Origin of the sequence: Elongatibacter sediminis (assembly GCF_037892215.1) — a bacterium.
Classification (GTDB): Bacteria; Pseudomonadota; Gammaproteobacteria; order Xanthomonadales; family SZUA-36; genus Elongatibacter; species Elongatibacter sediminis.
Genome location: NZ_JAZHOG010000008.1, coordinates 42,386 through 68,297, shown reverse-complemented (window position 1 = coordinate 68,297; position 25,912 = coordinate 42,386). Strand labels below are relative to the sequence as shown.

Below are 25,912 nucleotides of genomic sequence, written 5' to 3'. Positions count from 1 at the left end.
GTACCTCCGGATTCAGGCTCGGTGATAGGGATGGTTCTGCAGTATTGTCCAGGCGCGGTAAATCTGTTCGGCCAGAATCAGGCGCACCATCGGGTGCGGCAGGGTGAGTTTGCCCAGTGACCAGACCCGGTCTGCCCGGTCGCGCGTTTCCTGATTCAGACCATCAGGCCCGCCGATCAGAAAGTGGATGTCGTCACCGAACTGCATCCAGTCAGCCAGCTGACGGGAAAGGTCGGCGGTGGTCCACTGGAGGCCGGTCTCGTCCAGCACGACGACCGGACCCGGCGCTGCCGCCGCATCGATCAGCGCGGCACACTCACGCTCGCGGATCGCCCCGACGTCGGCCTGGCGGGTCCGCCGGCCAGCCGGGATTTCACGCAGTTCCAGCGGGAGATTGCGTGGCATTCGCCCCGCGTACTCTTTCCAGCCCTGCTGCACCCAGGCGGGCATGCGCTGGCCGATTGCAACGACGCGCAATCGCATGAGACCTGAATGCGCTCAGGCCGGAGCCGCCGCATTGCTGCGGCGTGCGGAACTGGCTTCCCAGAGTTTTTCCAGGTTGTAGAACGCGCGGGTCTTGGGCTGCATCAGGTGTACGATGATGTCGTTCAGATCCACCAGCACCCACTCGGCCTGTTTTTCGCCCTCCACGCCCAGCGGTTGAAAACCGGCCGCCTTGACGCGCATGACCAGATTTTCCGCCATCGACTTCACGTGTCGGCTGGAATTTCCGGAGGCAATGACGAAATGGTCCGTCAGCGGGTTCTGATCGGACACGTCGATTTCCTGAATGTCGAAGGCTTTGAAGTCCTCCAGCGCACTGAGCACAACGTGCCGGAGTTCGGTGGTTGATCCGCCCGAGGCGAGTTGATCGGTCAAAAGCAGGAATACCTCTGATTGAGTAGCTGAAATTCTATCCTTTCCCACGCGATGCCGCAAAACAGGGAAGCGGAATACCTGGGCCTGATCATGACCGGGCCACGCCCTCACGGTAGTTTCCGCTCCGATCTATATGGTCGATGACGGCATCGGGCAGCAAAAACGCAGGAGACCGGCCGGCGGCGATCATTTCGCGAATTCCGGTGGAGGAAATCGCCAGTTGGGTGACTTCCAGCGGCAGCACGTACCCGGCGGGCCGCTGCCGGAGGTCCTCCGGACCCTGCACCCGGCGCGGGCCGATTTCGGCGGCCAGCCGCTCCGAACAGGCATGCACGGCATCCGGCCGCCGCATGATCACGATATGGGCCAGCTCGAACAGGCGACGCCAGTCATGCCAGCTGTCGAGGGCATTGGCCGCATCCTGACCAATCATCAGAAGCAGCGCCGTATCTCCCGCCTCGGCGCGCAATTCGGTCAGCGTATCCGACATGTACGACCGGCCGGCCCGACGGACCTCGCGATCATCCACCTTGAGATCGGTGCGCCCCTCAACCGCGGCACGCAGCATCTCCAGACGATGCCCGGCCGATGCAAACGTGCCGCTGCGATGAGGCGGTTCACCGGCCGGGAGCAGGCGCACATGATTGAGCCCCAGCCGCTCGCGCGCCTCTACGGCAGCTCGCAGGTGGCCGTAATGCACGGGATCGAAGGTTCCGCCAAAAATGCCGATCATGATCGAATCGCGCCCGGTCCGGTGTCAGCCCGCCAGACCGGCACGGCCCGCACCCCGCGGTGCACAGAAGTCCACGATCAGGTGATCGAGGGTGTTCCACGAATCCCCCCCGGCCTGCCCCTTGCTCTGCAGGTCCACCCGGCTGAGGGCACTGAACGCACGACCCAACCGCGTCGGACCGAGCCGCTGCAGCGCCTTCCGCACCAACGGTTGTTGCATCTTGAAAACCCGAAACCGCCCGAATGCCCGCGCTTCGTTCTCGCCTTCGCCCAGGGCTTCACCCACCCCGGCCAGCATGGCGAACTGGTAATACAGGGCTCCGGCCACCATCTGGATCGGAACGCCCGTGCGTCGAAGGCCGTCCGCCACGCGCAGCGCTTCGGAAGCCCGGCCCGCCAGCAGGCAGTCAATCAGCCGGAATGCGTCGAAGCGTGCATTGTTGCTGACCGCATCGCGCACCTGTTCCGCCCGGATCTCGCCGCCGGGATGCAGCAGGGCGAGTTTTTCGACCTCCTGCCGGGCGGCCAGCAGATTGCCCTCGACATGCTCGGCGAGCAACGTCACCGCCTCACGATCGGGGCTCAGACCCTGTGACCGCATCCGTTTTTCCACCCATTCCGGCATCTGATGGGGCCGTACCGGCCAGATTTCGACCAGGACTCCTGCCGCAGCGAGCGTACTCGCCCACTTGGTCTTGCGGGTTGCGCCGTCCCACGCGCCACTGCTGATCAGCAGTAGCCGGTCCGGATCGGGCCGTTCGGCCCACTGCACAAACTGTTTTCCGCCCTCTTTGCCGGGCTTGCCGGTCGGCAGCCGGACGTCGACGATTTTGCGCGAAGCGAACAGCGACTGCTCCATTGCCTCGCTTTCGAGGGTGTCCCAGTCGAAACGCGCATCGACATGATGCACCGTTCGTTCGGTGAATCCCTGCCGCTGCCCCGCGGCCAGCACGGCATCCCGGCATTCCTCGACGATCAGTGGCTCCGAACCGGCGATCAGATAAACCGGCGCCAGCCCTTTTTCAAGAGCGGCCTTGAGGCGGTCCGGACGCAGGTTCATGCCGGCACGATATCAGGTCTGGCTGCCCACGACTTCGAGGCGGGACAACAAAAGCCGCGACAAAGTGTTGGCCAGATCCTGCTTGACGTACTCCTGCTCGCGAGAGACCGCCAGAATCTGCTGCTCATCGAAACTGATGTCGCGGGTCTGGCGGATGGTCTGCAGGGGAATGAGTTCGGCCCCATCCGCCCTCAGCAGGCGGAATTGCACGGTGTGGCTGATGCGATACTCGCGCACGCGCGCATTGTCTCCAATGGTCAGGACTTCGGTGCGCACGTCATTTCGCGGTATTTCGAGAACCGCGGCGGCCTCGTTGAGGCCAACCAGGTTCACACCCGCCTGTTCCAGCAATACCCGGACACGCCGCGCGAAGGGACTGTAGCGATCGTCGATCACCAGATGGGTCTGGGCCATTTCGGGCGGCAACTCCGCCTTGCCCCGCAGCTGAAATCCGCAGGCGCTGAGCAGCACGGCCGCAAGGCCTGCCAGCAGTAACGTGAACAGTCTCTGCCTCATGGCCGCCGCATCAGGCCACCACGATGTTGAGCAGCTTGTCGGGCACATGAATGACCTTGCGCACGGTTTTTCCGTCAACATGCCGTTGCACATTCTCCTCGGCCAGCGCACGCTCGCGCGCCGCGGCCTCATCCAGCCCCGGAGGGACCTCGACCCGCCCCCGGACCTTGCCATTGACCTGCACCACCAGGGTAACCTGCTGTCGTACCCGCGCGGCGTCGTCCACTTCGGGCCAGGACGTGGAACACAGCGGTCCCTGGTGACCCAGGGTTTGCCACAATACCTCGCAGATATGCGGCGTAATCGGGTTGAGCAGGCGAACCACCGCTTCCCAGGCTTCCTGCATCACGGCGCGGCCGTTGGGGCTCGAATCTTCAAACCGGGCCAGGTGATTGCACAGTTCCATGACGGCCGCGATCGCGGTATTGAAAGTATAGCGGCGGCGAATGTCGTCGCTCACCTTGGCGATGGCATCGTGTACCCGCCGGCGTATTTCACGCTGCTGATCGTTCAGCGCTTCCGGATCAAGCCCCTCAGCCACACCGCACGCCGCATGGGCATTCACCTGGTTCCACAGGCGGCGCAGGAAACGGGACGCCCCTTCCACGCCGGATTCCGACCATTCCAGGGACTGGTCAGGCGGTGCCGCGAACATCGAGAACAGGCGCACGGTATCGGCGCCATAACGATCAACCAGGCCCTGTGGATCGATTCCGTTGTTCTTGGACTTCGACATCTTCTCGACGGCGCCGATCTGGACCGGCTGGCCGTCACCGCGGTGCACGGCACCGCTCACCTGTCCCTTGTCGTCGCGCTCGATGTCGATGTCGGCGGGATTGATCCAGTGAATTTCACCGTCCGGATCTTCCCGAAAGAACGTATCCGCGACCACCATGCCCTGGCACAGCAGGTTCGTCGCCGGTTCATCCCCGTCCACCAGACCGGCATCGCGCATCAGGCGGTGATAGAAGCGGAAATACATCAGATGCAGGATCGCGTGCTCGATGCCGCCGATGTACTGATCGACCGGAAGCCAGTAGCGCGCACGTTCGTCCAGTTGCGCCTCGGCGTCGGGACTGCAGTAACGCGCGTAGTACCAGGACGATTCCATGAACGTGTCGAAGGTATCGGTTTCCCGCTCGGCGGCGGCTCCACATTCGGGGCAGGTCGTTTTACGCCACTCCGGGTCGGCTTTGATCGGCGACTGCACCCCCATGAACCGGACGTCTTCGGGAAGCACGACCGGCAGATCCGCTTCCGGCACGGGAACGGCCCCGCATTCAGGGCAGTAAATGACCGGTATCGGGCAACCCCAGTAGCGCTGGCGGCTCACGCCCCAGTCGCGCAGGCGAAAATTCACGCGCCGCTCACCAATACCCTCCGCTTCCAGCCACTCGATGGCTTTCTGTTTCGCCTCGGTGACGTCCAGCCCGTTGAGCCATTCGCTGTTGATGGCGGGACCGTCTTCGGTCCACGGGCCACCTTCCCAGTCTTCCGGCGGTTGCACCGTACGGACGATTGGCAGGCCGTGACTCTGGGCAAAGTCCCAGTCGCGCTCGTCCTGGCCGGGTACGGCCATGATGGCGCCTGTGCCATACGCCATCAATACATAGTCGGCGATGTACAGCGGGACCGCCTTGCCGGTAAACGGATTGAGCAGGTAGGCGCCGGTGAATACCCCGCGCTTTTCCATGCCGCCCTGGACGTCGAGGCGATCCGCCTCCGAAGCCGCACCGGCATCGGCCACGAACCGGGTAACGGCCTCCGCCTGTTCAGGTGTCGTGACCCGATCGACCAGCGGGTGCTCGGGTGCCAGCACGGCGTAGGTCATGCCGAATGCGGTATCCGGCCGGGTCGTGAACACGGCCACTTCATGTCCGGCCGGGTCGAGGGCCCCGTCCGCGTCACAAACCGCCATGCGAAACTCGGCGCCTTCGGAACGGCCGATCCAGTTGCGCTGCATCGTCTTGACCGAATCGGGCCAGCCCTCCAGGCGATCCAGGCCTTCGAGCAGTTCGTCGGCGTACTCGGTGATCCGCAGGAACCATTGCGGAATCGTCCTCCGCTCGACCACGGCGCCCGATCGCCATCCCCGGCCGTCCACCACCTGCTCATTGGCCAACACGGTCTGGTCGACCGGGTCCCAGTTGACCTCGGCGTCTTTCCGGTAGGCCAGCCCCTGACGCATCAGGCGCGTGAACATCAACTGCTCCCATCGGTAGTATTCGGGCCTGCAGGTCGTCACTTCGCGGGTCCAGTCGTAAGCGAACCCGAGGCGCCTGAGCTGATCGCGCATGTGCTCGATGTTGGCGTACGTCCACGCGGCTGGCGCCGTCTTGTTCTTGATGGCCGCATTCTCCGCCGGCAGTCCGAACGCGTCCCACCCCATGGGTTGCAGCACATTGCGGCCGCACATTCGATGGAAGCGGCTGATCACGTCCCCGATGGTGTAGTTGCGCACATGTCCCATGTGCAGCGCGCCGGACGGATACGGCAACATCGACAGGCAGTAGTACTTTTCACCCGCTGCGTCCTCGTCAGCCAGAAACGCCTGTTCGCGCTCCCATCGCTGCTGGATTAGGGGCTCTATTTCCTGGGGCTGGTATTCGGGTAGGGTCATGCAGCGATTCTTCTGTGTTGCCATGCCCGGCATGCACTACCGGAGCCGGGGTTGCGGAATGCGGAAGCTTAACTGACCCCCCGCGCGGAAAAAAGCTTCGCGGGCGGCGATCAGCGTCACATCATGAATTCCGACCACCCCGGGGCGGGGTGAACACCGTGCCCGAAGCGAAACCCGCCGGGACCGGCAAGGGCCAATGGCGCATCCCTCTGCGTGGCATAACCGGGACGATCCGCGGACGCGGGTAACGCCCGGCCGCCGCCTTGATCCGCCCTGAACCGCACCGATTCGCAAGCACCCGGAGCCTGACAATTCAACGGGAACGATCCCGAATCTCCTCGACCAGTCCCGCGAGGCTGGCGAGATCATTCGCGGGCGCGGTCTCCCCGGACAGGGCCGGCACGATCCGGTCGCACAACTCCTTGCCCAGTTCCACCCCCCATTGATCGAAGGCATTGATGTCCCAGATCACGCTCTGCACGAACACGCTGTGTTCGTACAACACCAGCAACATCCCCAGAGTCTCGGGTACCAGGCGATCGAGCAGCAAGACCGTGGACGGCCGCCCCCCCGGCATCACCCGATGAGGCACCAGGGCCCCGGCCTGCGCCGAACCGGCATCCCCATCGGCCATCGCGGCACGAACCTCTTCGGCATCCCGCCCCAGGGCCAACGCCGTCGCCTGCGCCAGCAGGTGCGACAGCAACAGGGTATGGGCATCGCCATCCGGGTGATCCGGGCGCACGACACCGATGAAGTCGACGGGAACCACCTCGGTACCCTGGTGGAAGGCCTGAAACAGGGCGTGCTGCGCATCGGTGCCGCACGCCCCGAACACCAGCGGTGACGTCCCGTAATTCACGGTTCGCCCGGCATGCGTCACCGACTTGCCATTGGACTCCATGCTGACCTGTTGGAGCCACGCAGGCAGGCCAGCCAGGCGACTGTCGTACGGCGCCAGGACGTGGCCCGCCAGACCACCGACGTTGCGGTTCCAGCAAGCCAGCAAGCCGTGCAGCACCGGTAGATTGGACCGGTGGTTTTCATTCAGAAAATGGCGGTCCATGCTCGCGCCGCCTTCGCACAGGCGATCGAAGGCATCCGGCCCCATGGCGATCGCCGCCGTCAATCCGACCGGCGACCACACCGAAAACCGTCCGCCCGTCCATTCACCCATGGGAAGTATCCCGGAGCGCGGCACGCCGAAAGACTCCGCGCGCGCCGGATTGGCCGTAACCGCGAAACGCCTGCGCTCCGCCGCGGAATCGTCGAGCGATGCGGTCTGCCATTCCCGCAGCCGTTCGCCATGCGCCAGCACCTCGCTGGTGGAGAAACTCTTGGATACGACAACGACAACCGTAGTCCGGGCCTCGAGCCGTGGCAGCAATTGTTCACGTTCCAGGGCGTCCACCGAGCTGAGAAAATGCACGCGGGGCGTCGGGCCGGCCGGCGGAAAGGCCTCACACAGCAGTTTCGGGCCCAGCAGCGAGCCGCCGATGCCGATGTGAACCACGTCGCGGACCGGTTCATCGGGAAGACCGGGCAGATGGCCCGCGTGCAGGGAACTGCTGATTGACCGCATCCGTTGGATGCCGTCGCGGCAATTCCGGGCCTCATCGGGCGTCAGCAGGGCGTCGAAATCACGGCTGCGCCACACGTGGTGAAGCACCGCACGATCCTCGGTCGTGTTGATTCGGCGGCCTTCGAACATGCGCTGGCGTGCCTGCGCAATCGAAGCGGCGCTCAACTCGTGCAGCACTCCGAGGCCGGCGTCGTCAACGGCGTTGCGGCTGTAGTCCATCAGCATTCCCGGCAACCGGGCGGAAAACCGTTGAAACCGATCCGGGTCCGAACGCAACAACCTGCCCGGATCGACCGGGAAACTGTTGCTTTTTCGCAACAAAAGCAGTTTTTCAGCGATATTTCGGGATTCGTTCATATCTGGGCTGCCTTTTCACGCGGAATCCTTCGCGGCGACTCGGGGATCGCGCCGACCAGCCGCCATGCGGCCGCATCACCGTACCCGTGACGGATGTATCCCGCAAGTGCGAAAAGCGCCATTTTACAGGGGGTTCGGGAATGATTTGCCGCTTTCGGAAGGCACCTGGGCGGCATGATTTCGAGGGCAAAAAAAAACCTCTCCCCGTGAAGGGGAGAGGCAGGCTTTTGGAGTGATGTACCCGTCTTTCGCGCCCTGCGACCTTGCTAAACGTTGCAGTTTTACCAAGGTTGGTTGTAATAATACCACTATCCGCACTGATTGCAACTCCCGCGGGGCTTTTGGAATCATTGCAGGCGCTTGACTGTCTGGCCGGCCAGCCGATCCAGACAGCGTTGCGCCGAACCCGCCCCGGGAATGCGGAAGGCCGGCTCCAGTTCCAGCAGCGGAACCAGCACAAACGCACGTTCGGTCATGCGCGGGTGCGGCACCTGCAAACGCGGCGTATCGATAATGCGGTCATCGAACACCAGCAAGTCGAGATCCAGGGTCCTGGGTCCCCAGCGAACCCCGTCGCGTACCCGACCCAGATCCGTTTCGATGTTCAGCAGAATCTGCAGCAAGCCCTCCGGCGACACGGTGCAGCCCAACTCGGCCACCGCATTGGTGAAATCCGGCTGGTGGGACTCACCCCAGGGAGCGGATCGGTAATACGAGGAAACACGAAGGACCCGGACCGAGGCCGTGTTGTTCAAACGATCCAGCGCGGCATCGAGGGTGGCCGGCCCGGCGCCGACGTTACTGCCCAGCCCGACCAGCACTGCCACGGCGGCGTCACGCGCGCTTGCGGTTTCGCGACCGGGGGCGGCGCCGACGGCGCTTGCGGGGACCGGACGGGGCCGGTGCAGGGGCTTCCATAGGCCGGCTTTCCTGGGCCTGGGTCCAGAAAGCGCCGAGTTCCTCGAGTGCCGGGTCTTCGACCGCCCGCAGCAAGAGGAAGTCATAGGCGGCACGGAACTTGGGCTCCCGGAATATCCGGGTCCAGCGCTTCCCGCTGGTTTTGGCGAACCGGGGCTGAATGGCCCAGATCTGCTTGGCGACGGCCGTGAAGCGTTTGGGCACCGACGTGCGGCGCGACTGCGCGTAAAACACTTCTTCCGCGGCGTTCAGGATGGCTTCGTGCTCACTTTCTCCGGCGGCCATGCGACGCTCCGTACCCGCCTTGACCGGAAGCCAGAACAGGGCCGCCAGCAAAAAGGCCGGCGTGACCGGTTTTTCCTCGGCGATACGCTGATCGGTATTCTCAAGCGCTGCTTTCAACAACGGCCCGATGATCACACCACCGGGTTTGTCGGACTCCGGCAACACGGGGAACAAGGTCGAGCTGAGCCCGAAACGCTGCAGGGATTCCATGCTGCGCATCGCATGACCGGTCAGGAACAGTTTGCAGACTTCCTCGAACAGCCGGGCCGGGGGTACGTCTTCGAGCAGCACGGCCAGACGCCGAATCGGCTCCTCCGATTCCGCATCGGGCTCGACACCGAGTTTGGCCGCAAAGCGCGCGGCGCGCAGCAGGCGCACCGGATCTTCCCGGTAACGGGTTTCCGGATCGCCGATCAGGCGCAGCCGGCGCTCGCACAGGTCCTGGTAACCGCCGACATAGTCACGGATCTCGCCACTGACGGGGTCGAGAAACATGGCATTGATCGTGAAGTCGCGGCGAATGGCATCCTCCTCGACCGTACCGAAAACGTTATCCCGCAGAATTCGGCCGTTGGCGCTGCCATTGCCCTCTTCGCCATCGTGTGGACCGCGGAAAGTGGCTACCTCGATCAGGTTTCCGCGTTTGCGCACATGCGCCAATCGGAAACGGCGGCCGATCAAACGGCAGCGGGGGAAGATGTCGTGCACCTCCTCCGGTGTCGCGTCCGTGGCCACGTCGAAATCCTTGGGCGCCTTGCCCAGCAGCAGATCCCGCACCCCGCCACCGACGATGTACGCCTGGTAGCCTGCCTGTTGGAGTTCGCGGACGACTTCGGTCGCATGCGGGCAGAGTTCTTTCAGCGGAATACCGTGCTCTGCTTCTGGAATGGATGTGTAGTTACTGATAGGAATTCCTGGTCGGTGATCGGTGCCTGATTGAAACGACAGCTCTCCCGGCCCCGTTCTCGAGGGTGTTCAAATGGGAACAGATGCAGGTTGAATCCGGCGTCTGCGCTAGTTTACCATGTGCGACCGGTATTCAGTGATTCCAACCTCGGAATGCCACAATGTGCTCCCTTCGTCTAGCGGTCCAGGACGCTGCCCTCTCAAGGCAGAAACACGAGTTCGATTCTCGTAGGGAGCGCCACCTATCGGTCCGGCCCGGGTGCCGGCTTTGCCCGGGATAGCCATATGACGTTCGTCGTTACCGAAAACTGCATCAAGTGCAAATACACCGACTGCGTGGAAGTCTGTCCCGTGGACTGCTTTCACGAAGGTCCAAACTTCCTCGTGATCGACCCTGAGGAGTGCATCGACTGCACACTTTGCGAACCGGAATGCCCAATCGAGGCCATTTATCCGGAGGACGACCTGCCCGCCGGTCAGGAATCATTCATTCGGCTGAACGCGGAACTGTCGCTGCAGTGGCCGGTGATCACCCAGCGCAAGGATGCTCCACCCGATGCGGATGACTGGGACGGAAAAGAGAACAAGCTGGATTTACTCGAACGCTGAATGCCCGGGCGGGCTCCCGCCCCGTCCCCGATGCACCCGCGCGAGCACGGCCAGATGCACACTCAGCCCAGGCGCTCGCCCAGTACGACCAGGATGTGTTCCGAAGCCGCCGGGTCGGGTTCCGAGCCGTCCGCATTCTTGACGTAGACTCGAGCCTTCTCACCCTCTTCACGCACGGTGACCCGATACGTTCCGCTGTAATTCGGCGCATCGTCACGCCAGAAAGCCAGACGACTGAAAAAACCCTCTTTTTCGGATTTCGGCTGGTGCCAGTACTCCACCTCGTAGCCTGCCCCGGAATCCAGTTCACGCATGCCCATGCCAGCACGCTTGATCACGAATCCCAGCCGGCGCTGCACGCTCGAGGCGCTGTCCTCGACCAGCAGGTATGCGCCGTCCGACCCCCAGCGCAGCACGGCATTCTGATTCTTTCCCGTCGAAGTACTGGAAACCCGTGGCGGCACGGATTGGAGTTCCCGCTGCGGCAGGGGCGCAGGCGGAGTGGTAATGACCAGGGCACCGGCAGCACCCGGACGCGCCAGGCCTTCGGGAATTTCCAGCGGCGGAGCTTCCACCGCCTCGTAGTATTCGGGTTGGTCTTCGTCGTCGTCTTTTCCGAATCCAAACAGCCCGCAGCCCGACAACAGCAGCATATTGAACAGCAACGCGCACACCAGCAACTGGCGCTGGCCGTTGCCGAGAAGTTTTCCCGGTCGATTCTTCGAGGGTGGGTTCATGCAATAGTGTCCGACGTGAGTTTGGGTACCGCCATGGCCCGCGAGCGGATACTCATGTCCGCAACAGGTTCAGCGACGCAAGTGCTTCGCGCATGGCGGAGCGGTGTTCCTGCGACAGCGCAATCAAGGGGAGCCTGAGGCGCGCGTCACACAGGCCCATTTCCTGCAGCGCCCATTTTACAGGAATCGGATTGGTCTCGACGGCCAACCCGTCGTAGAGCGGCCGCAGTCTGGCATCGCACTCTTCGGCCACGGCCCAATCGCCGCCCTGCGCGGCCGCGGCGAGTTCACTGATGAGACCGGGTGCCACATTGGACGCCACCGAAATCACGCCCCGGGCGCCGTGCCGCATCGCCTCGAAACAGGTCGGATCGTCACCGCTCAATACCACGAAATCCGCTGTGCACTGTTCGCGCAGGGCATCGACTCGCTCCATGCTTCCAACGGCTTCCTTGACGGCCACGATACGATCATGGCCCGCCAGCTCCGCCACGGTTTCCGGCAACATGTCCACGGACGTGCGCGAAGGGACGTTGTACAGAATGACCGGCAGTTCACTGACATCGGCCACAGCGCGGAAATGGGCGATCAGCCCGGTCTGCGGCGGACGGACGTAGTACGGGGTCACGACCAGCACTGCGTCGGCGCGCAGGCTGGCCGCGCGGCGGGTCTGTTCGAGGGTCCGGTCAGTCGAGGCGCTTCCGGTACCGGCGATAACGGGTATCTGACCGGCGACCTGTCCCGTCACCGCCTGCAGCAAACGGTCGAACTCGCCTGCCCGCAAAGCCGCGGACTCGCCCGTCGTTCCCGCCACGACGAGGGCGGACGTGCCATTGTCAAGTTGGTGCGCGACCAGTGATTCGAGCGCGGAAAAATCAATCTCATCCGCTGCGTCGAACGGTGTCGCGAGCGCTGTAATACTGCCTGTGAACATGGGTGCCGGATGGTAACGGGAAAACCGGAGCATGGTACTTGCGGTGCCCGAACCTGACAAGTATGCTCCACTGTCCTGCTCCAACCGCACCGTGAACCGCGGATTTCCATGATCAGCATCGGTAAGAAAGTCGCCTCATTTTCCTGTCCCGCCACCGGCGTCGAAAAAATCTCGTTGAAAGACCTCAAGGGCACCCACGTCGTCCTGTATTTTTATCCCAAGGACAATACGCCCGGCTGTACCACGGAGAGCCGTGACTTTCGCGACGCCTACCGCAAGTTCCGTCGCGCAGGCGCTCAGGTTCTGGGGGTGTCGCGTGACAGCCTCGCCTCGCATGAAAAATTCAAGGCCAAGTTGGAACTGCCCTTCGAATTGCTGTCGGACGAAGATGAGAAACTGTGCGGGATGTTCGATGTGATTCGCGAAAAGAACATGTATGGCCGCAAATTCATGGGCGTGGAACGCAGCACCTTTCTGATCGACAGCAAGGGAATCCTGCGCCGGGAATGGCGCAAGGTCAGGGTCAAGGGCCACGTGGACGAAGTCCTCGAAGCCGTCAAGACACTGCCTGCCTGAACCCGGCCACAACCACCGAACCCTGACCTCCGGAAAAACCGCGCATGGCCAGAAGCAAGCGCCTGTACATTGTCGATACCAACGTGCTGATGCACGACCCCACATCGCTGTTCCGTTTTGACGAACACGACGTCTTTCTGCCCATGATGGTGCTCGAGGAACTGGACGCGGCCAAGAAAGGACTTTCGGAAGTCGCACGCAATGTTCGCCAGGTCAGCCGCTTCATCGGCGAGCTGATGCAGCGCCAGAATGTTTCGAACCTCGACGAAGGTCTCGATCTGCTGCTGCCCGAGGGGGTCGACCTGCCCCGCAGCGGCGGCAAGCTGTATTTCCAGACCAGCATGCCCGAGCAGCACTCGAGCCTGCTGCGCGACGGCTCCTTCGCCGACAACGAAATACTCAGCACCGCGCTCGCCTTGAAGGAAAACGACGGCGAGCGCCGCATCATCCTGGTCTCCAAAGACATCAATCTGCGCATCAAGGCCGCGATTCTCGGTGTCCAGGCGGAGGATTATTACAACGACCGGGCGCTGGACGACCTGAGCCTGCTGTACCGCGGTCTGCGCGTGCAGGACACCGGCTTCTGGGACGACCGTGGCGACCTCGAGTCATGGAACGATTCGGGACGGACCTACTACCGGTTCAACCCGGGCAGCGACAACGACTGGTACCCCAATCAATGCCTGGCCATCGGCGCGGACAGCGGCATCGAGGCCATCGTCAAGACCCGTGATCCCGACTCGGTGAAACTGCGCCTGGTCGACGATTACTACAGCGGCAGCAAGAGCATCTGGGGCATCCATGCCCGTAACCGCGAGCAGAACTTCGCGCTCAACCTGCTGATGGACCCCGATATCGACTTCGTAACGCTGATGGGCACGGCCGGCACGGGCAAAACCCTGCTCACTCTGGCCGCCGGTCTGGCCCAGACCATGGATGAAAAGCGCTATTCGGAAATCATCGTCACTCGCGCCACCGTTTCGATCGGCGAGGACATCGGTTTCCTGCCGGGCACCGAGGAAGAAAAAATGACACCGTGGATGGGCGCGCTGACGGACAATCTCGAAGTCCTGATGCAGCCCCAGGAGGGCGGCGAATGGGGCCGGGCCGCGACCAACGACCTGCTGGCCAGCCGGGTCAAGGTTCGCTCACTCAGCTTCATGCGCGGACGCACCTTCCTCAATCGGTACGTCATCATCGATGAAGCACAGAACATCACGCCCAAACAGATGAAAGCCCTGGTCACCCGCGCCGGACCGGGAACCAAGATGATCTGCCTGGGCAACGTGGAGCAGATCGACACCCCCTACCTGACCGAAACCACGTCCGGGCTCACGTTCGCGGTCGACCGGTTCAAGGATTGGGCGCACGCCGGTCACATCACCCTGCGACGCGGCGAACGCTCGAGACTGGCCGACTACGCCTCCAAAGCGCTCTGACCCGCGGTCGGATCAGGCGGAATCCTCCGGGCCCACGGGCTCCGCTTCCCCGGCCGGTTCGGACTTGCTGCGCGGCCAGGCCCCGATGACCGCCTGAACCAGGGTAGCCAGCGGGATCGCGAAGAAAATCCCCCAGAAACCCCACAGCCCACCGAAGACCAGGATGGCGAGAATGATTGCCACCGGGTGCAGGTTCACGACTTCCGAGAACAACAACGGCACCAGCACATTGCCGTCCAGCGCCTGAATGATGCCGTAGGCAATCAGCACCTGGCCGAAATCCCAGCCCCAGCCATACTGGAAATACGCCACCAGGGCGATGGGCAGGGTGACGACCGCGGCGCCGATGTAGGGTATGAGCACGGAAAAGCCGACCAGGGTGGACAGCAGAGCCGCATATTCCAGCCCCAGGAAAATGAAGGTCACGTAAGTTACCGAGCCGACGATGAAGATCTCGAGCACCTTGCCGCGCACGTAATTGGCGATCTGGGTCTCCGCCTCATTCCAGACCGTGGTCACCAGCCCCCTTTCCTGGGGCAGAAAGCCGACAAACCAGCGGACCATCAGGTCCTTGTCCTTGAGAAAAAAGAACACCAGCACCGGCACCAGCACCAGAAAAACCACCAGACCCAACAACACGCCCACTGACGACAGCGACAGGGTCAACAACTGCTGGCCGAGATTGGCCGCCTCCTGGCCCAGCGTCGCCGTCAGCGCCTGCACCTGCTCTTCGGTGACCACCTGGGGATAGCGCTCGGGAAGCTGCTTGAGCAGATCCTGCCCGCGGCTCAGGTAATCGGGGAACTGCTGGACCAACTGGGTGAGCTGCCGGGAAATCCGCGGCAGAAACCCGAACAACAGAAACAGGGCCAGCGCGAGGAAACCCAGAAACACGATCACGACGGCCAGCATGCGGCGCATACCGGCCCTTTCGAACCAGCCGACCACGGCCTCGAGCAGATAGGCGATGACCAGCGCGGCGAACATCGGCGCCAACCATTTGCCCAGACCGAAAACGATCGCGAAGCCAATGACCAGGATGACGCCCAGGATCACGACCTGGGGATCCGAGAAAGAGCGTTTGAACCAGTTCTTCAGCAGCTCCACGGGTCGAATTCCTTATATCGTACGGCGCTCGTCACCCACCCATCGGCCGGGCCGGTGCCTGCTTTACGTTGACGCGAAAACCGCCGGGACGGTCAGAAACTCATCGTCCAGAATGCTTCCAACTCGAAGCGCTGGTCGAGATCCTCGGTTGTGATGCCCAGCACGCTGCCACCGAATGCATACTCAGACGGTGCATAGGCCGCGTTCAGGCTCAGGCTGTGGTTCTTTCCGGTCTTGCGCGAGTACCCGACCACCAGCGCGCTGTCGGCCAGTTCGCTGTCGATCGCCTGGCTCAGCAACAATGAGGACGGCGACGGTTGCTGGCGGGTACTGAAATCCACGTGCCACCGCTGGCGGGCACCATCGGACCAGGTCCATCCGACCCGGTAAACCGTGAGGTCTTCCCATTCGAGCGACGGACTGGTTGAATCGCCCAGCAGGGACAGGAAGCGGTTGGGGAGAAAGCGGCTGGGAAACGCGTTGATGTCACTGTACAGAACGCGCTCGACTGCGACATTCAGCGACGAGCGTTCGCTGGCCTGAAACGCCAGGCCGACACTGGCCCGGGCCGGAATGTCCAGGTCGGCCGGGTTGGAGTAAACACCTCGAAACGCGGCGAACTCCTCCATGTCGATACGTGACTGATAGCCGGTCTCCACCGCGAACCGATCGAAGACCTCCTGGCGCAGTGCCAGGCGTACGCCAGTCCCGTAACCGGTTTCCTGATGCGGGTTGTAACCGAGACTCGCACCTGGCAACCAGACCGATTCCGGCGTGGTCGCCGACAACAGGCCCAGATTGGCTGCGCTGAAACGCTGGTAGGCGATGATCGCCGCTACCCCGAGCACACCGTTGTCGCTGACCTGGTGTTCCATACCCGGAGTGAAGTACTGCCGTTCGAACAGCGAGCCCTGGAACAGGGTATCGGCCTGCGCATCCGGCAGCAGGAATTCGCCTGAGGACTGGAATTCGAAATCGTAGAAAAAGTAGGAATCTTCAGCCGGAGCCAGACCCTGCGCGAATTCCGGCAACAGCAGTTGATCGCTGTCGGGCAACCAGGAAATGCGGACCGGGGCCACGTTGTGGGGCAGCATGTAATCCGGGGTCAGTTCCTGAGCCAGATACTCCTGCCACGGGCCGAGTTCGAAACCCAGCACGTAAAAGGACGTCAGGCCCGTACCACCCGCGGCAAAGCTCGCCGCAGGCAAACCAGGCCCGTGAGCCGTGGCGATACCCGGCGCAAACCCGGCCGCGCAGGCCAGAAGTCCAATGAACTGTGAGCGAATTCGCGTCACACGCTTCCCACACACCTATAGTGATTCAGGGTGAAATATGGCAGGAATACAACAGGGTGTCAATGAAAGTCTGAATCCGGCAGCCACCGCGAGCGGAACAAACACGCGACGACGGCAAGTATCTGATTTATCGGAACTCTGACGCCAGACGTATTGGGTTCCGCAGCACGCGGATCGATCAGTATCGAAGGGACGTCACGGGCGACCGTTGTGTCGACGCAACAGAAGCGCCCCAACAGGCCCTGCGGGAAATTCTACGCTGCCGATCCGGCCGTGTCATCTTCGACCCGCCGACCTAGCCAGGAGACGTCAGAGACGCTCGATAATCGCGTCCGCAATCGATTCCGTCGAACCATCGCCACCGAGATCCGGCGTCAATCGGTCGCCCGCACCGATCGTCGCCACGATGGCGCGCCGCAACCGGCCGGCTTCATCGTTGCGCCCGATGTGGGTGAGCAACTGCGCCGCGGCCAGCATCAGCGCGCAGGGGTTGGCGATTTTCTTGCCGGCGATATCCGGCGCGGAACCGTGTACGGCCTCGAACATGGCGGCATCACGACCGATGTTGGCCCCTGGCGCCAGGCCCAGGCCGCCGACCAGACCGGCGCACAAATCCGAAAGGATGTCACCGAACAGGTTGGTCGTGACGATGACGTCGAACTGGTGTGGATCCATCACCAGTTTCATGCACGTCGCATCGACGATCATTTCCTCGCATTCGATATCGGGATAATCTCGGGCGACCTCACGCGACACGTCCAGAAACAGCCCGGACACGGCCTTGAGAATATTGGCCTTGTGCACGAGGGTGACCTTGCGCCGACCTTCGCGCCGCGCCAGATCGAATGCGTAGCGGGTAACCCGTTCCGAACCCTTGCGCGTGATGATCATTTTCGATTCGGCACGGCTGCCATCTTCGGCCACCATCGCATCCGCAGCCAGGTAGGCGCCCTCGGTATTCTCGCGAACGGTGATGATGTCCACATCCTCGTAGCGCGCTTTCGTGCCGGGAATCGACAGCACCGGTCGCACATTGGCGTACAGATCAAACGTTCGACGCAGGCTGACGTTTACCGACCGAAAACCCTTGCCGACGGGCGTGGTCAGCGGCCCCTTGAGGACGATGCCGTTTTTCCGGATGGATTCCAGTGTGGGTTCGGGCAGCAGTTCGCCGTCGCGCTCAAGGGCGGCGAGACCGGCATCGACATGCTCGTATTCGAGATCGCATTGCAGGGCCTCCAGGGCCCGCAGGGTGGCCCGCGTGATTTCAGGACCGATCCCATCCCCGCTGATGACGGTGATAACTTGGCTCATGGTGTGTTGTCTCCAATGCGCGACGGGCGCCGGCCTCGACCGGGCCGGGCAGCCCGGTCTGCGGGCCGATCCGCTGAATTTGCGTCAACACCGGACGATTTCCTGAGCGGGCAAGAACCCGCATGGCAGTCCCGATGCGAGTATGACCCGCCGCAAAATCCGCCCATTATACAACGCGATAGATGTCCGGCGCGCCGCACCCGAAACAATCCGGATGCTCAGATGCAACTGACCGGCCGCGGCAACCCCGCGTAGCGGCAGGCCTGGGTACCCGGTCCGTCCGGAAACAGGCGATAAAGGTAACGGCTCGTCCCCTTGTCCTCGCCCAGTTGCTCGCGGGCGCGACGGACCAGCACCCGCATGGGTGGTTCGATTTCGAAGCGGGCGAAATGTTCCTGAAAAATTTCAATGACGACCCAGTGGTCCGCCGTCAACTCGATGCCATCCCGCCCGGCCATGAACTCCGCCACCCCGGGACTCCAGTCTTCCGGCCGGACCAGGTAGCCGCGCGAATCGATCGCCAGCCTTCGTCCGTCTGGCAGTTCCAGTTCATCCCCGCTCATTCGGGGACCCTCATTTCCATGACAGGCAGTGGGGCCGCTCCGCGACCCGGCGCACCCATTCCCCATCACTGATCAACTCGACTTCGAGCGCACGTGCCACGTCGGCGACACCGCGGGCTCGCGCGTCGGCATCCAGGCAAGCCAGGTGCACACCCTCCGGCAGCGGCACGATCCCGGTGTTTCCAGCCAGCAGCAGAACGCCGTCGTCCATCAGCAGCACCTCGTCACCCGGGGCGCAGAAACCCCGCCAGACCGGCGCTTGCGCTTCGGCTGTCTGCACCAGATGCAGCACGCCGGCGTCACCCGAGGGCGGTCGCACCTTCGCTCCGGAGTCACTCACAGGACCAGTACCCGGCGGCAGGCGCGCCAATCGGAACGCATGTGCTCCGTTTGCATGGGGTTCACATCGATGACCGGGCCGTCACCGTGACGCTGCAGCCAATCGATCCAGTCCGGCTCGACAAAGGCGTGCAGTGCGGTCAATTCCGGAAGGCTGGCCCACGCCCGGTATCCGGCCGGCAGTTGCGCGGCGCCCACTTCGCGTGCCGACGCCAGTTGCAGCGCGGCCGCTCCGAGAAAATAAAGGCGCAGCGGACACTCCACCGCCGCCGCCAGCAGGGCCACGTCGAGTTGCGTGCGCGCGGAACGCTGCCGGTATGGCCGCGTCCGCACGATCATCGCGACACTGTTCTTCACTTCGCCCATCAGAAGGTGACGACCCGATCACAATCCAGCATGATTTCAAACATCGGCGTGAGCCCGGAAACCTGCCACGGGCTGACCGGCCGCTCCGCGAGGCGTCGATCCAGGGAAGACCGGCACAGCAGCAGTTCCGTCCCGTCATCGCCCGCCAGGGCACGCCAGGCCTGTTCGAGATCGGGCGTTCCGGAGTCGGCGGAACCGCCCTGCACCGCGTTGTAGATTCCGTCCTCGCGGAAAAACACAGCCACGACATCGAGCGGGCCTTCGCTGGCCGCCCGCGCGAAACGCCAGGCACCGAGTGCGAGACCGGAGCCCCAGGGACTTTCATTGACGATGATCAGGCACTTCACGCTAAACTGTTTCCCGCCGGAGTCGAGAACCCGCTCGTCCGCGGGCTGTCTGAAGATAACGAGTCTCCGGGATACGCATCCTGATGGTCAAGAAAACCCGAAAATCGAGCACCCGAATCACCGTGCTTCTCGCCACCCTGGCCACCAGCCTGGCGAGCGTCGCGCAGACCGACCGTGTCGAACTGCCAGACATGGGCGCATCCTCGGACTCCATCATCTCACGCAAGGAGGAAGAGGACTACGCCAAGGCTCTGGTCCGCCAGATGCGGGCCTACGAGGTGCTCAATGAAGACCCGCTGATCAACGCGTATTTCGAAGACATGGGCTTCCGCCTCGTCGCCAACAGCGACCGGCCGGACAAACCCTTCACGTTCGTGATCATCAATCAGCCCGTCGTCAACGCCTTCGCCGCCCCGGGCGGTGTTGTCGCCCTGTACAGCGGGCTGATTTTATCGGCCGACGACGAACACGAGATCGCCGGTGTACTGGCGCACGAAGTGGCGCATATCACCCAACAACACCTGTACCGTGCCATTGAAAACCAGCAGGCCATGAGCATTCCGCTGGCCCTGGCCATGCTGGGGCTGGTGCTGGCCGGCGGCGGCAGCGGCGAAGCGATTCAGGGTGCACTGATCGGCGGACAGGCGGCGGCACAGCAGGCACAGATACATTTCACGCGGCAGAACGAAGCCGAGGCGGACCGAATTGGAATCCGCACGCTGTCACGCGCCGGCTACGACCCGCGCGGCATGGCGGAATTCTTTGAGAAAATGAGCCGAATCACTCGCGCACGGGGCGAGGGTCCGCCGGAGTACCTGCGCACTCACCCGGTCAACGTCAGCCGTATCGCCGAGGCTGAAGACCGGGCCCTGGACATGCCCAAACCCGAGAAAACGTCCGGCCGGGATTTCTATCTGGTCCAGGCCCGCCTGCGCGCCCAGGTGGAAGACTACCCGGAAACCGTACTGAAGTATTTCAGACACGAGAAAAGCCTGCCGGAGCGCAGCCCGGCCCAGCGTTCCGCCATGGATTACGGCATTGCGATCGCCCTGCAGCGCAAGGGTGAATACGAGGAAGCGCGCCGCGTCCTCGAGTCGCTGATGGCCGAAGGGGATCACCTCGCCTACCAGATCCAGTTGGCCGATCTCGATTTGCAGACCGGCCGTGTGGACCAGGCGATCGATCGGCTTGCGGATCTGTACCGCGGATTCCCGGGCAACCATGCCATTTCGCTGGAGTACAGCGAAGCCCTGCTGCATGACGGCGATGTCGAGCGTGCAAAACAGGCGAGCAAGGTTCTGCGCGAGCAACTGCTGTCGCACTCGGAAGATCCCGTGCTGTATTCGCTGTACGCCCGCGCTTCCAACACGGCCGGCAACGAAGTCAGAGCCAAGGAAGCGATTGCGGAATCGTACTACCTGCGTGGCGGTATTCATGAAGCGATTCAGCAACTTCAGGAACTCATCGAACGCGAGGACCTGAGTTACTACGAGCGCGCCCGAATCACCGCGCGCCTCAATGAATACCAAGTCGAAGTCACCAAACTGGGGCTGGAAGAACACCCTCCGGCACCCTGAACACCCGCGGCCGCGTTGCGATAATCGATCATGAATTCCCAATGTAATCAAACTGACACACGCAGCCATATAATGGCGGGTATCGAACCGGGGCACAGGTACCTTGAGCAGCAATCAGACCCACGTACTCGTCATCGACGACGAACCCGCCATCCGCGACATGATCGGATACGCACTCGAGCGTTCCGGCATGCAATGCACGCAGGCAGGTAATGCCCAGGAGGCCCTGGTCGCCATCAACGGCGAGCGGCCAGACCTCATCCTGATGGACTGGATGATGCCCGGCGTCAGCGGACTCGACCTCACACGCCGCCTGCGGCGCGACCCGTTCACCGAAGACATTCCCATCATCATGCTGACCGCCAAGGTCACCGAGGATGACAAGGTGGCGGGCCTGGAAGCCGGAACCGACGACTACGTCATCAAACCGTTTTCGCCCCGCGAATTGCTGGCGCGTATCCGGGCGGTGCTGCGCCGAACGAACCCGACCGATGGCGAAGGGCGCCTCACCACCGGACAATTGACTCTCGACACGGTATCCCGCCGCGTACTTCATGACGGTCAGGAGATCCATCTGGGCCCGACCGAATTTCGCATGCTTGAATTCTTCATGAGCCATCCGGGCCGCGCATACAGCCGTTCGCAACTTCTGGACCACGTCTGGGGTGCGGACGCCTACCTCGAGGAACGAACCGTCGATGTACACATCCGCCGGCTGCGCAAGGCGCTGGAGCCGAGTGGAACGGACAGCTACGTGCAGACTGTACGCGGTCACGGTTATCGCTTCCTCGCGGAGGACTGAAGGCGTGACCGCGCCCGTCCACGGGCGATGCCGGTGACCAGCACCGGCTGGAAAAGGCACTTCTGGCGGCTGCTCGCCGCCCTCGCCGCACTGGCGGTATTCGGTGTGGCGACCGGCTGGCTGTGGCAGATTCTGCTGATCGCCCTGGCGGGGTTGACCGCCTGGAATTTCTACAACCTGTGGCGACTGAACACCTGGTTGGACCAACCCGGCCGTACCGAGCCGGCAGGCAACGGCATCTGGGGCCGGGTATTCGATGGAATCAGGCATGTGACTGAATCGCACCGACATCAGGCCGACCGGTACGAATCGCGCATTCGCGAGTTTCAGGATCTGACCCACTCGATTCCCGACGCGACCCTGGTCATTGGCGAAAACGACGAGATCACCTGGGGCAATCAGGCCGCGCAGGACAGGCTCGGCCTGAAATTTCCCGCCGACCTCGGCCAGGCGATCACTCACCTGGTGCGGGTGCCGGGTTTTTCCGACTGGCTGGATGTAAAGGATCACGTACAGGGCGATTTCGAAATGCCCTCCCCCACCAACGACAGCCAGTGGCTGCAGGTCAGCGCCGTCCCCATCGAGTCCGGGCGGCGCTTGATCGTATTCCGGGACATTACCCGGGTGCACAATCTCGAGCAGGTTCGGCGTGATTTCGTAGCCAATATCTCGCATGAGCTGCGAACACCGGTAACGGTTATCCTCGGCTATCTCGAACTGCTCCAGGACCCGACGGACGATACGCTTTCGGACGTCATCGAGCGCATGCAGTCACAGGCCGTGCAGATGCGGGCATTGCTCGATGACCTGCTCGAACTGTCCCGCCTGCAGAGTGATGAAATCCAGGGCGAGGAACACGAAGTGGACGTACCTGCCCTGCTGGGTCAGCTCAAGGAGCAAGCTGAAGAGGTCAGTCGCGGCCGGCACCATATCCGTTTCGAGGTGGATCCCGAGGTGCGCCTGTCCGGCGTTGCGTCCGACCTCGAAAGCGCCTTTCGCAACCTGATCATGAATGCCATCAATTACACGCCCGAAGAAGGCGAGATCACCGTGGTCTGGTGCAACACCGACGATGGGCCGAAACTGGCTGTAAGGGATACCGGCATCGGCATTCCCAGTCGACACATTCCCCGTTTGACCGAGCGTTTCTACCGGGTTGGTTCCGACCGGGCCCGGCAATCCGGCGGCACCGGGCTTGGACTTGCAATCGTCAAGCACGTGCTGAACGCGCACCGGGCGCGGCTGCTGATTCACAGCGAATTGGGCGAAGGAAGCGAATTTGTTTGCCAGTTCCCCCGGGAGAGCGAATTCAAACCGCAGCGCAGCCTTATTGGCGAAAGCGAAGACCGGCACCCGGGCGCTGGACCCGGCGCATGAATCACCATCGGCGATTCGCATCGTGGCGGCGAACCGGCTTGTCACCGTTCTGTCAAATGCGGCCGGTAGCATGGCGCTCCAGCGCTCGACAAACCGCGCCAGGCTCCGTCTCGGGGGCGCGCGAATCTCTCGCCACGAGGAGGAATCCCGGATGAACCGCACACTCGTCGCGCTCTGTACTCTGCTCGCCACGGGTTTTGCCGCCACCGCAGAGGCGCGCGCAACCGTCGACGAAGGCCTGCCCGATTACCAGAAAGTCAGCGGGGTCTCCGGCAACCTGTCCAGCGTCGGCTCGGACACGCTGGCCAACCTGATGACCTTGTGGGCTGAGGAATTCAAACGTCTCTACCCCAATGTCAACCTGCAAATTCAGGCATCGGGCTCTTCGACAGCCCCGACGGCGCTGACCGAAGGGACGGCCAATCTCGGCCCCATGAGCCGATTGATGAAAGACAACGAGATCGGCGCTTTCGAGAAACGGCGAGGCTACAAACCGACCCCCATCGCCGTGGCCATCGACGCTCTCGCCGTGTTCGTGCACCGGGACAATCCGATCGAGGGTTTGACGCTGCAACAGATCGACGCGGTTTTTTCCTCCACGCTCAATTGCGGCGCATCGGATTCCGCGGTCCGCTGGGGTCAGCTGGGCCTCTCCGGGCCATGGAGCAACCGGAATATTCAGATCTACGGCCGAAACTCCGTTTCAGGAACCTACGGCTACTTCAAACAGCACGCACTGTGTCGGGGAGATTTCCGCAACGATGTCAACGAACAACCGGGATCGGCTTCCGTGGTACAGGCGCTCAGCTCCTCGCTGAACGGCATCGGCTATTCCGGGGTGGGGTATTCGACTTCCGCCGTGCGGCCCGTGCCACTCGCGCGCCGGGCCGGGCAACCGTACGTCGCGGCCCTGCCGGAGAATGCAATCAACGGCTCTTACCCACTCGCACGTTTTTTGTATGTTTACATCAACCAGGAACCGGAAAGGCCGCTTCGGCCGCTGACTCGCGAATTCCTGATCATGGCCCTCTCCCGGCTGGGACAATCCAAGGTGCTCAAGGACGGCTATATTCCGCTACCGGCGGAAGTCGCCGCGCGCGAAGCCGCCAGGCTGGCGATTGAAACACCCACGGCCGGGGAAGATGCGACACAAAACTGAAATACCGCCTGGTCACCATCCCCCGTTTGTCTCCGGTTCGTAACAGGACTGTCACACAACCGCAATAAACTGCGGCTGCTAATCAGGGTGCGCCGCCCGGAAAAGCCGACCGGAGTTGGCACGGTTCGCGGCGAAGTGACGATCCGACCGGCTGGAGACCGAACATGAAACATCTTGCAACGCCGCTGGGCTGGCTACTGGCCTCCATTCTTTCCTGCGCGCCTGCACTCGCGCTGGCGGACACCGGACAATCGGAGATCCAGTTGCTTCGCGAACAGATCCGCGCCCTGTCCGCACGCCTGGATGCGCTGGAACAGGGCACGAACCGGAACACGGCAGCCCCCGCAACACGCGTCCGGGCGGCACACGATACTGCCTCCGGCAGTGCCGACGACGCCCCCGGGAGTGACCTTGCCGATCTGGATCACCGCATCGATCAGGCTGTCGAGGCCCGTGTCGCCGACCGTTTGGAAGCCCTCGCCTGGGCCGAACGTATCCGGTGGTCCGGCGACTTCCGCTACCGCTATGAAAACATCGACCGCCAAGGCCAGGACGAGCGCAACCGCAACCGCATTCGCGCACGTGCCGCCCTGCAGGCCCGGGTGTCGGATACCGTTCGCGTTGGACTCGGGCTGGCCAGCGGGTCGCAAGACCCCGTGTCCACCAACCAGACCCTGGGCATGGCAGGCTCGCACAAGTCACTGAATATCGACCTGGCGTATTTTGAGTGGACCGGTCTGACCAACACGGCGATCTTCGGCGGCAAATACAAGAACCCGTTGAAACGGGTGGGTTCCAGCGCACTGGTCTGGGACGGCGACTGGCGGCCCGAAGGATTCGCCGCCGCGTACGAGGACGGCAGCGTATTCGCCTACGGGCTCGGCACCTGGCTGGAGAGCGACAGCGCGTCCGGACAACAGGAATTTTCCTACCTGTTGCAGGGAGGTACACGCCTTCGGCTGGGCAACAAGGCCGAACTGATGCTGGGGGCCGGCTACTACGCCGTTGACGCCGCGGACAAGGGGTCGTTCTTCGGCGATGGTGACTTCTTTGGCAACAGCTTCGATGCGGCAACGCAAAGCTATCGGTATGATTATCGAATGGTGGAGGCCTTCGCCGAACTTACCCTGTCCACCTTCGACCGGCCATTGACGCTGTTCGGCGACTACGTGACCAACCTCGATGCCGACGATGAGGACAGTGGCTATTCCCTCGGATTCGAATACGGCGAGGCCAAAACCCCGGGTGCCTGGTCCGTGGGTTACCTGTACAAGAAACTCGAAGCCGACGCGGTGCTCGGTCTGCTCGCTGACTCCGACTTCGGGCGCGGTGGAACCGACGCGAAAGGCCATGTATTGAGCGGTGCATATGCCATCCAGGATCGTTGGATTTTCGAATTGACCTACTTCATCAACAAAACCGGCCTCGCCAGCGGCGACCCGCAGGACCAGGACCGGCTGCAGCTCAACCTGAATTTCAAATACCGGTAATCGTCCCGGCACGAGCTGTAACGTGC

Annotated in this window: 26 protein-coding genes and 1 tRNA gene; 9 read left to right on the top strand and 18 right to left on the bottom strand. The window is 62.7% G+C overall.

What is annotated here, in order from left to right:
- Nucleotides 1-12 precede the first annotated feature (12 nt).
- The 9 genes from rlmH to pcnB all read right to left on the bottom strand — a co-directional run bounded on the left by rlmH (nt 13) and on the right by pcnB (nt 9,837).
- Nucleotides 13-483, bottom strand: a complete 471-nt coding sequence (rlmH, locus tag V3330_RS12565; protein ID WP_354695778.1) for a 23S rRNA (pseudouridine(1915)-N(3))-methyltransferase RlmH — start codon at nt 481-483, stop codon at nt 13-15.
- Nucleotides 484-498: 15 nt separating this feature from the next.
- On the bottom strand, nt 499-879 hold the full coding sequence (gene rsfS / locus V3330_RS12560) for a ribosome silencing factor (RefSeq protein WP_354695777.1): 381 nt from the start codon (nt 877-879) through the stop codon (nt 499-501).
- Between the two features lie 88 nt (nt 880-967).
- Complete coding sequence (gene nadD / locus V3330_RS12555; protein WP_354695776.1) at nt 968-1,612, bottom strand: nicotinate-nucleotide adenylyltransferase; 645 nt, start codon at nt 1,610-1,612, stop codon at nt 968-970.
- A gap of 24 nt (nt 1,613-1,636) precedes the next feature.
- Entirely contained in the window at nt 1,637-2,671 is a 1,035-nt protein-coding gene (holA, locus tag V3330_RS12550) for a DNA polymerase III subunit delta (protein ID WP_354695775.1), read from the bottom strand.
- Nucleotides 2,672-2,683: 12 nt separating this feature from the next.
- Nucleotides 2,684-3,187: an LPS-assembly lipoprotein LptE gene (locus V3330_RS12545; protein WP_354695774.1), complete on the bottom strand. Its 504-nt coding sequence runs from the start codon at nt 3,185-3,187 to the stop codon at nt 2,684-2,686.
- A gap of 10 nt (nt 3,188-3,197) precedes the next feature.
- A complete protein-coding gene (gene leuS / locus V3330_RS12540; RefSeq protein WP_354695773.1) occupies nt 3,198-5,807 on the bottom strand; it encodes a leucine--tRNA ligase in 2,610 nt (869 codons plus the stop codon).
- Nucleotides 5,808-6,120: 313 nt separating this feature from the next.
- On the bottom strand, nt 6,121-7,746 hold the full coding sequence (gene pgi, locus V3330_RS12535; RefSeq protein WP_354695772.1) for a glucose-6-phosphate isomerase: 1,626 nt from the start codon (nt 7,744-7,746) through the stop codon (nt 6,121-6,123).
- A 347-nt stretch (nt 7,747-8,093) separates the two neighbouring features.
- Nucleotides 8,094-8,573 carry a 2-amino-4-hydroxy-6-hydroxymethyldihydropteridine diphosphokinase gene (gene folK, locus V3330_RS12530; protein ID WP_354695771.1) on the bottom strand — a complete coding sequence of 160 codons (480 nt, stop codon included), beginning with the start codon at nt 8,571-8,573 and terminating at the stop codon, nt 8,094-8,096.
- Between the two features lie 7 nt (nt 8,574-8,580).
- Nucleotides 8,581-9,837 (bottom strand): polynucleotide adenylyltransferase PcnB, encoded by a 1,257-nt coding sequence (gene pcnB, locus V3330_RS12525; RefSeq protein ID WP_354695939.1) that lies wholly within the window; start codon nt 9,835-9,837, stop codon nt 8,581-8,583.
- A gap of 183 nt (nt 9,838-10,020) precedes the next feature.
- On the opposite strand from pcnB, the gene V3330_RS12520 reads away from it, so the two are divergent.
- Together V3330_RS12520 and fdxA are read left to right on the top strand one after the other, a co-directional pair.
- Nucleotides 10,021-10,096, top strand: a tRNA-Glu gene (locus V3330_RS12520).
- 44 nt (nt 10,097-10,140) lie between these two features.
- Nucleotides 10,141-10,464, top strand: coding sequence for a ferredoxin FdxA (fdxA, locus tag V3330_RS12515; protein WP_354695770.1), 324 nt, complete (start codon nt 10,141-10,143; stop codon nt 10,462-10,464).
- 62 nt (nt 10,465-10,526) lie between these two features.
- Here the strand turns inward: fdxA and V3330_RS12510 are convergent, their stop codons facing one another.
- Both V3330_RS12510 and dapA read right to left on the bottom strand, forming a co-directional pair.
- A complete protein-coding gene (locus V3330_RS12510; protein WP_354695769.1) occupies nt 10,527-11,201 on the bottom strand; it encodes an outer membrane protein assembly factor BamC in 675 nt (224 codons plus the stop codon).
- A gap of 52 nt (nt 11,202-11,253) precedes the next feature.
- Nucleotides 11,254-12,135: a 4-hydroxy-tetrahydrodipicolinate synthase gene (gene dapA / locus V3330_RS12505; RefSeq protein ID WP_354695768.1), complete on the bottom strand. Its 882-nt coding sequence runs from the start codon at nt 12,133-12,135 to the stop codon at nt 11,254-11,256.
- 108 nt (nt 12,136-12,243) lie between these two features.
- Between dapA and V3330_RS12500 the strand changes: the two genes are divergently transcribed.
- Both V3330_RS12500 and V3330_RS12495 read left to right on the top strand, forming a co-directional pair.
- Nucleotides 12,244-12,711, top strand: a complete 468-nt coding sequence (locus V3330_RS12500) for a peroxiredoxin (RefSeq protein WP_354695767.1) — start codon at nt 12,244-12,246, stop codon at nt 12,709-12,711.
- Between the two features lie 44 nt (nt 12,712-12,755).
- On the top strand, nt 12,756-14,150 hold the full coding sequence (locus V3330_RS12495) for a PhoH family protein (RefSeq protein ID WP_354695766.1): 1,395 nt from the start codon (nt 12,756-12,758) through the stop codon (nt 14,148-14,150).
- A 12-nt stretch (nt 14,151-14,162) separates the two neighbouring features.
- Here the strand turns inward: V3330_RS12495 and V3330_RS12490 are convergent, their stop codons facing one another.
- The 7 genes from V3330_RS12490 to V3330_RS12460 all read right to left on the bottom strand — a co-directional run bounded on the left by V3330_RS12490 (nt 14,163) and on the right by V3330_RS12460 (nt 19,481).
- Nucleotides 14,163-15,257 carry an AI-2E family transporter gene (locus V3330_RS12490; RefSeq protein ID WP_354695765.1) on the bottom strand — a complete coding sequence of 365 codons (1,095 nt, stop codon included), beginning with the start codon at nt 15,255-15,257 and terminating at the stop codon, nt 14,163-14,165.
- 92 nt (nt 15,258-15,349) lie between these two features.
- Nucleotides 15,350-16,552: a hypothetical protein gene (locus tag V3330_RS12485; RefSeq protein ID WP_354695764.1), complete on the bottom strand. Its 1,203-nt coding sequence runs from the start codon at nt 16,550-16,552 to the stop codon at nt 15,350-15,352.
- 309 nt (nt 16,553-16,861) lie between these two features.
- Nucleotides 16,862-17,866: an isocitrate dehydrogenase gene (locus V3330_RS12480; protein WP_354695763.1), complete on the bottom strand. Its 1,005-nt coding sequence runs from the start codon at nt 17,864-17,866 to the stop codon at nt 16,862-16,864.
- A gap of 218 nt (nt 17,867-18,084) precedes the next feature.
- Nucleotides 18,085-18,429 carry a TusE/DsrC/DsvC family sulfur relay protein gene (locus V3330_RS12475; RefSeq protein WP_354695762.1) on the bottom strand — a complete coding sequence of 115 codons (345 nt, stop codon included), beginning with the start codon at nt 18,427-18,429 and terminating at the stop codon, nt 18,085-18,087.
- A gap of 10 nt (nt 18,430-18,439) precedes the next feature.
- Nucleotides 18,440-18,748 carry a DsrH/TusB family sulfur metabolism protein gene (locus V3330_RS12470; protein WP_354695761.1) on the bottom strand — a complete coding sequence of 103 codons (309 nt, stop codon included), beginning with the start codon at nt 18,746-18,748 and terminating at the stop codon, nt 18,440-18,442.
- A gap of 17 nt (nt 18,749-18,765) precedes the next feature.
- Nucleotides 18,766-19,125 carry a hypothetical protein gene (locus tag V3330_RS12465; RefSeq protein WP_354695760.1) on the bottom strand — a complete coding sequence of 120 codons (360 nt, stop codon included), beginning with the start codon at nt 19,123-19,125 and terminating at the stop codon, nt 18,766-18,768.
- Nucleotides 19,126-19,133: 8 nt separating this feature from the next.
- Nucleotides 19,134-19,481 carry a DsrE/DsrF/TusD sulfur relay family protein gene (locus tag V3330_RS12460; protein ID WP_354695759.1) on the bottom strand — a complete coding sequence of 116 codons (348 nt, stop codon included), beginning with the start codon at nt 19,479-19,481 and terminating at the stop codon, nt 19,134-19,136.
- Nucleotides 19,482-19,564: 83 nt separating this feature from the next.
- Here V3330_RS12460 and V3330_RS12455 point away from each other — a divergent pair, with 83 nt between their 5' ends.
- The 5 genes from V3330_RS12455 to V3330_RS12435 all read left to right on the top strand — a co-directional run bounded on the left by V3330_RS12455 (nt 19,565) and on the right by V3330_RS12435 (nt 25,886).
- Nucleotides 19,565-21,058, top strand: a complete 1,494-nt coding sequence (locus V3330_RS12455; RefSeq protein WP_354695758.1) for a beta-barrel assembly-enhancing protease — start codon at nt 19,565-19,567, stop codon at nt 21,056-21,058.
- Nucleotides 21,059-21,161: 103 nt separating this feature from the next.
- Entirely contained in the window at nt 21,162-21,860 is a 699-nt protein-coding gene (gene phoB / locus V3330_RS12450; protein WP_354695757.1) for a phosphate regulon transcriptional regulator PhoB, read from the top strand.
- A gap of 33 nt (nt 21,861-21,893) precedes the next feature.
- Entirely contained in the window at nt 21,894-23,237 is a 1,344-nt protein-coding gene (phoR, locus tag V3330_RS12445; RefSeq protein ID WP_354695756.1) for a phosphate regulon sensor histidine kinase PhoR, read from the top strand.
- A 151-nt stretch (nt 23,238-23,388) separates the two neighbouring features.
- Nucleotides 23,389-24,396 carry a PstS family phosphate ABC transporter substrate-binding protein gene (locus V3330_RS12440; protein WP_354695755.1) on the top strand — a complete coding sequence of 336 codons (1,008 nt, stop codon included), beginning with the start codon at nt 23,389-23,391 and terminating at the stop codon, nt 24,394-24,396.
- 164 nt (nt 24,397-24,560) lie between these two features.
- On the top strand, nt 24,561-25,886 hold the full coding sequence (locus V3330_RS12435; protein WP_354695754.1) for a putative porin: 1,326 nt from the start codon (nt 24,561-24,563) through the stop codon (nt 25,884-25,886).
- The last annotated feature ends 26 nt before the right edge of the window (nt 25,887-25,912 follow it).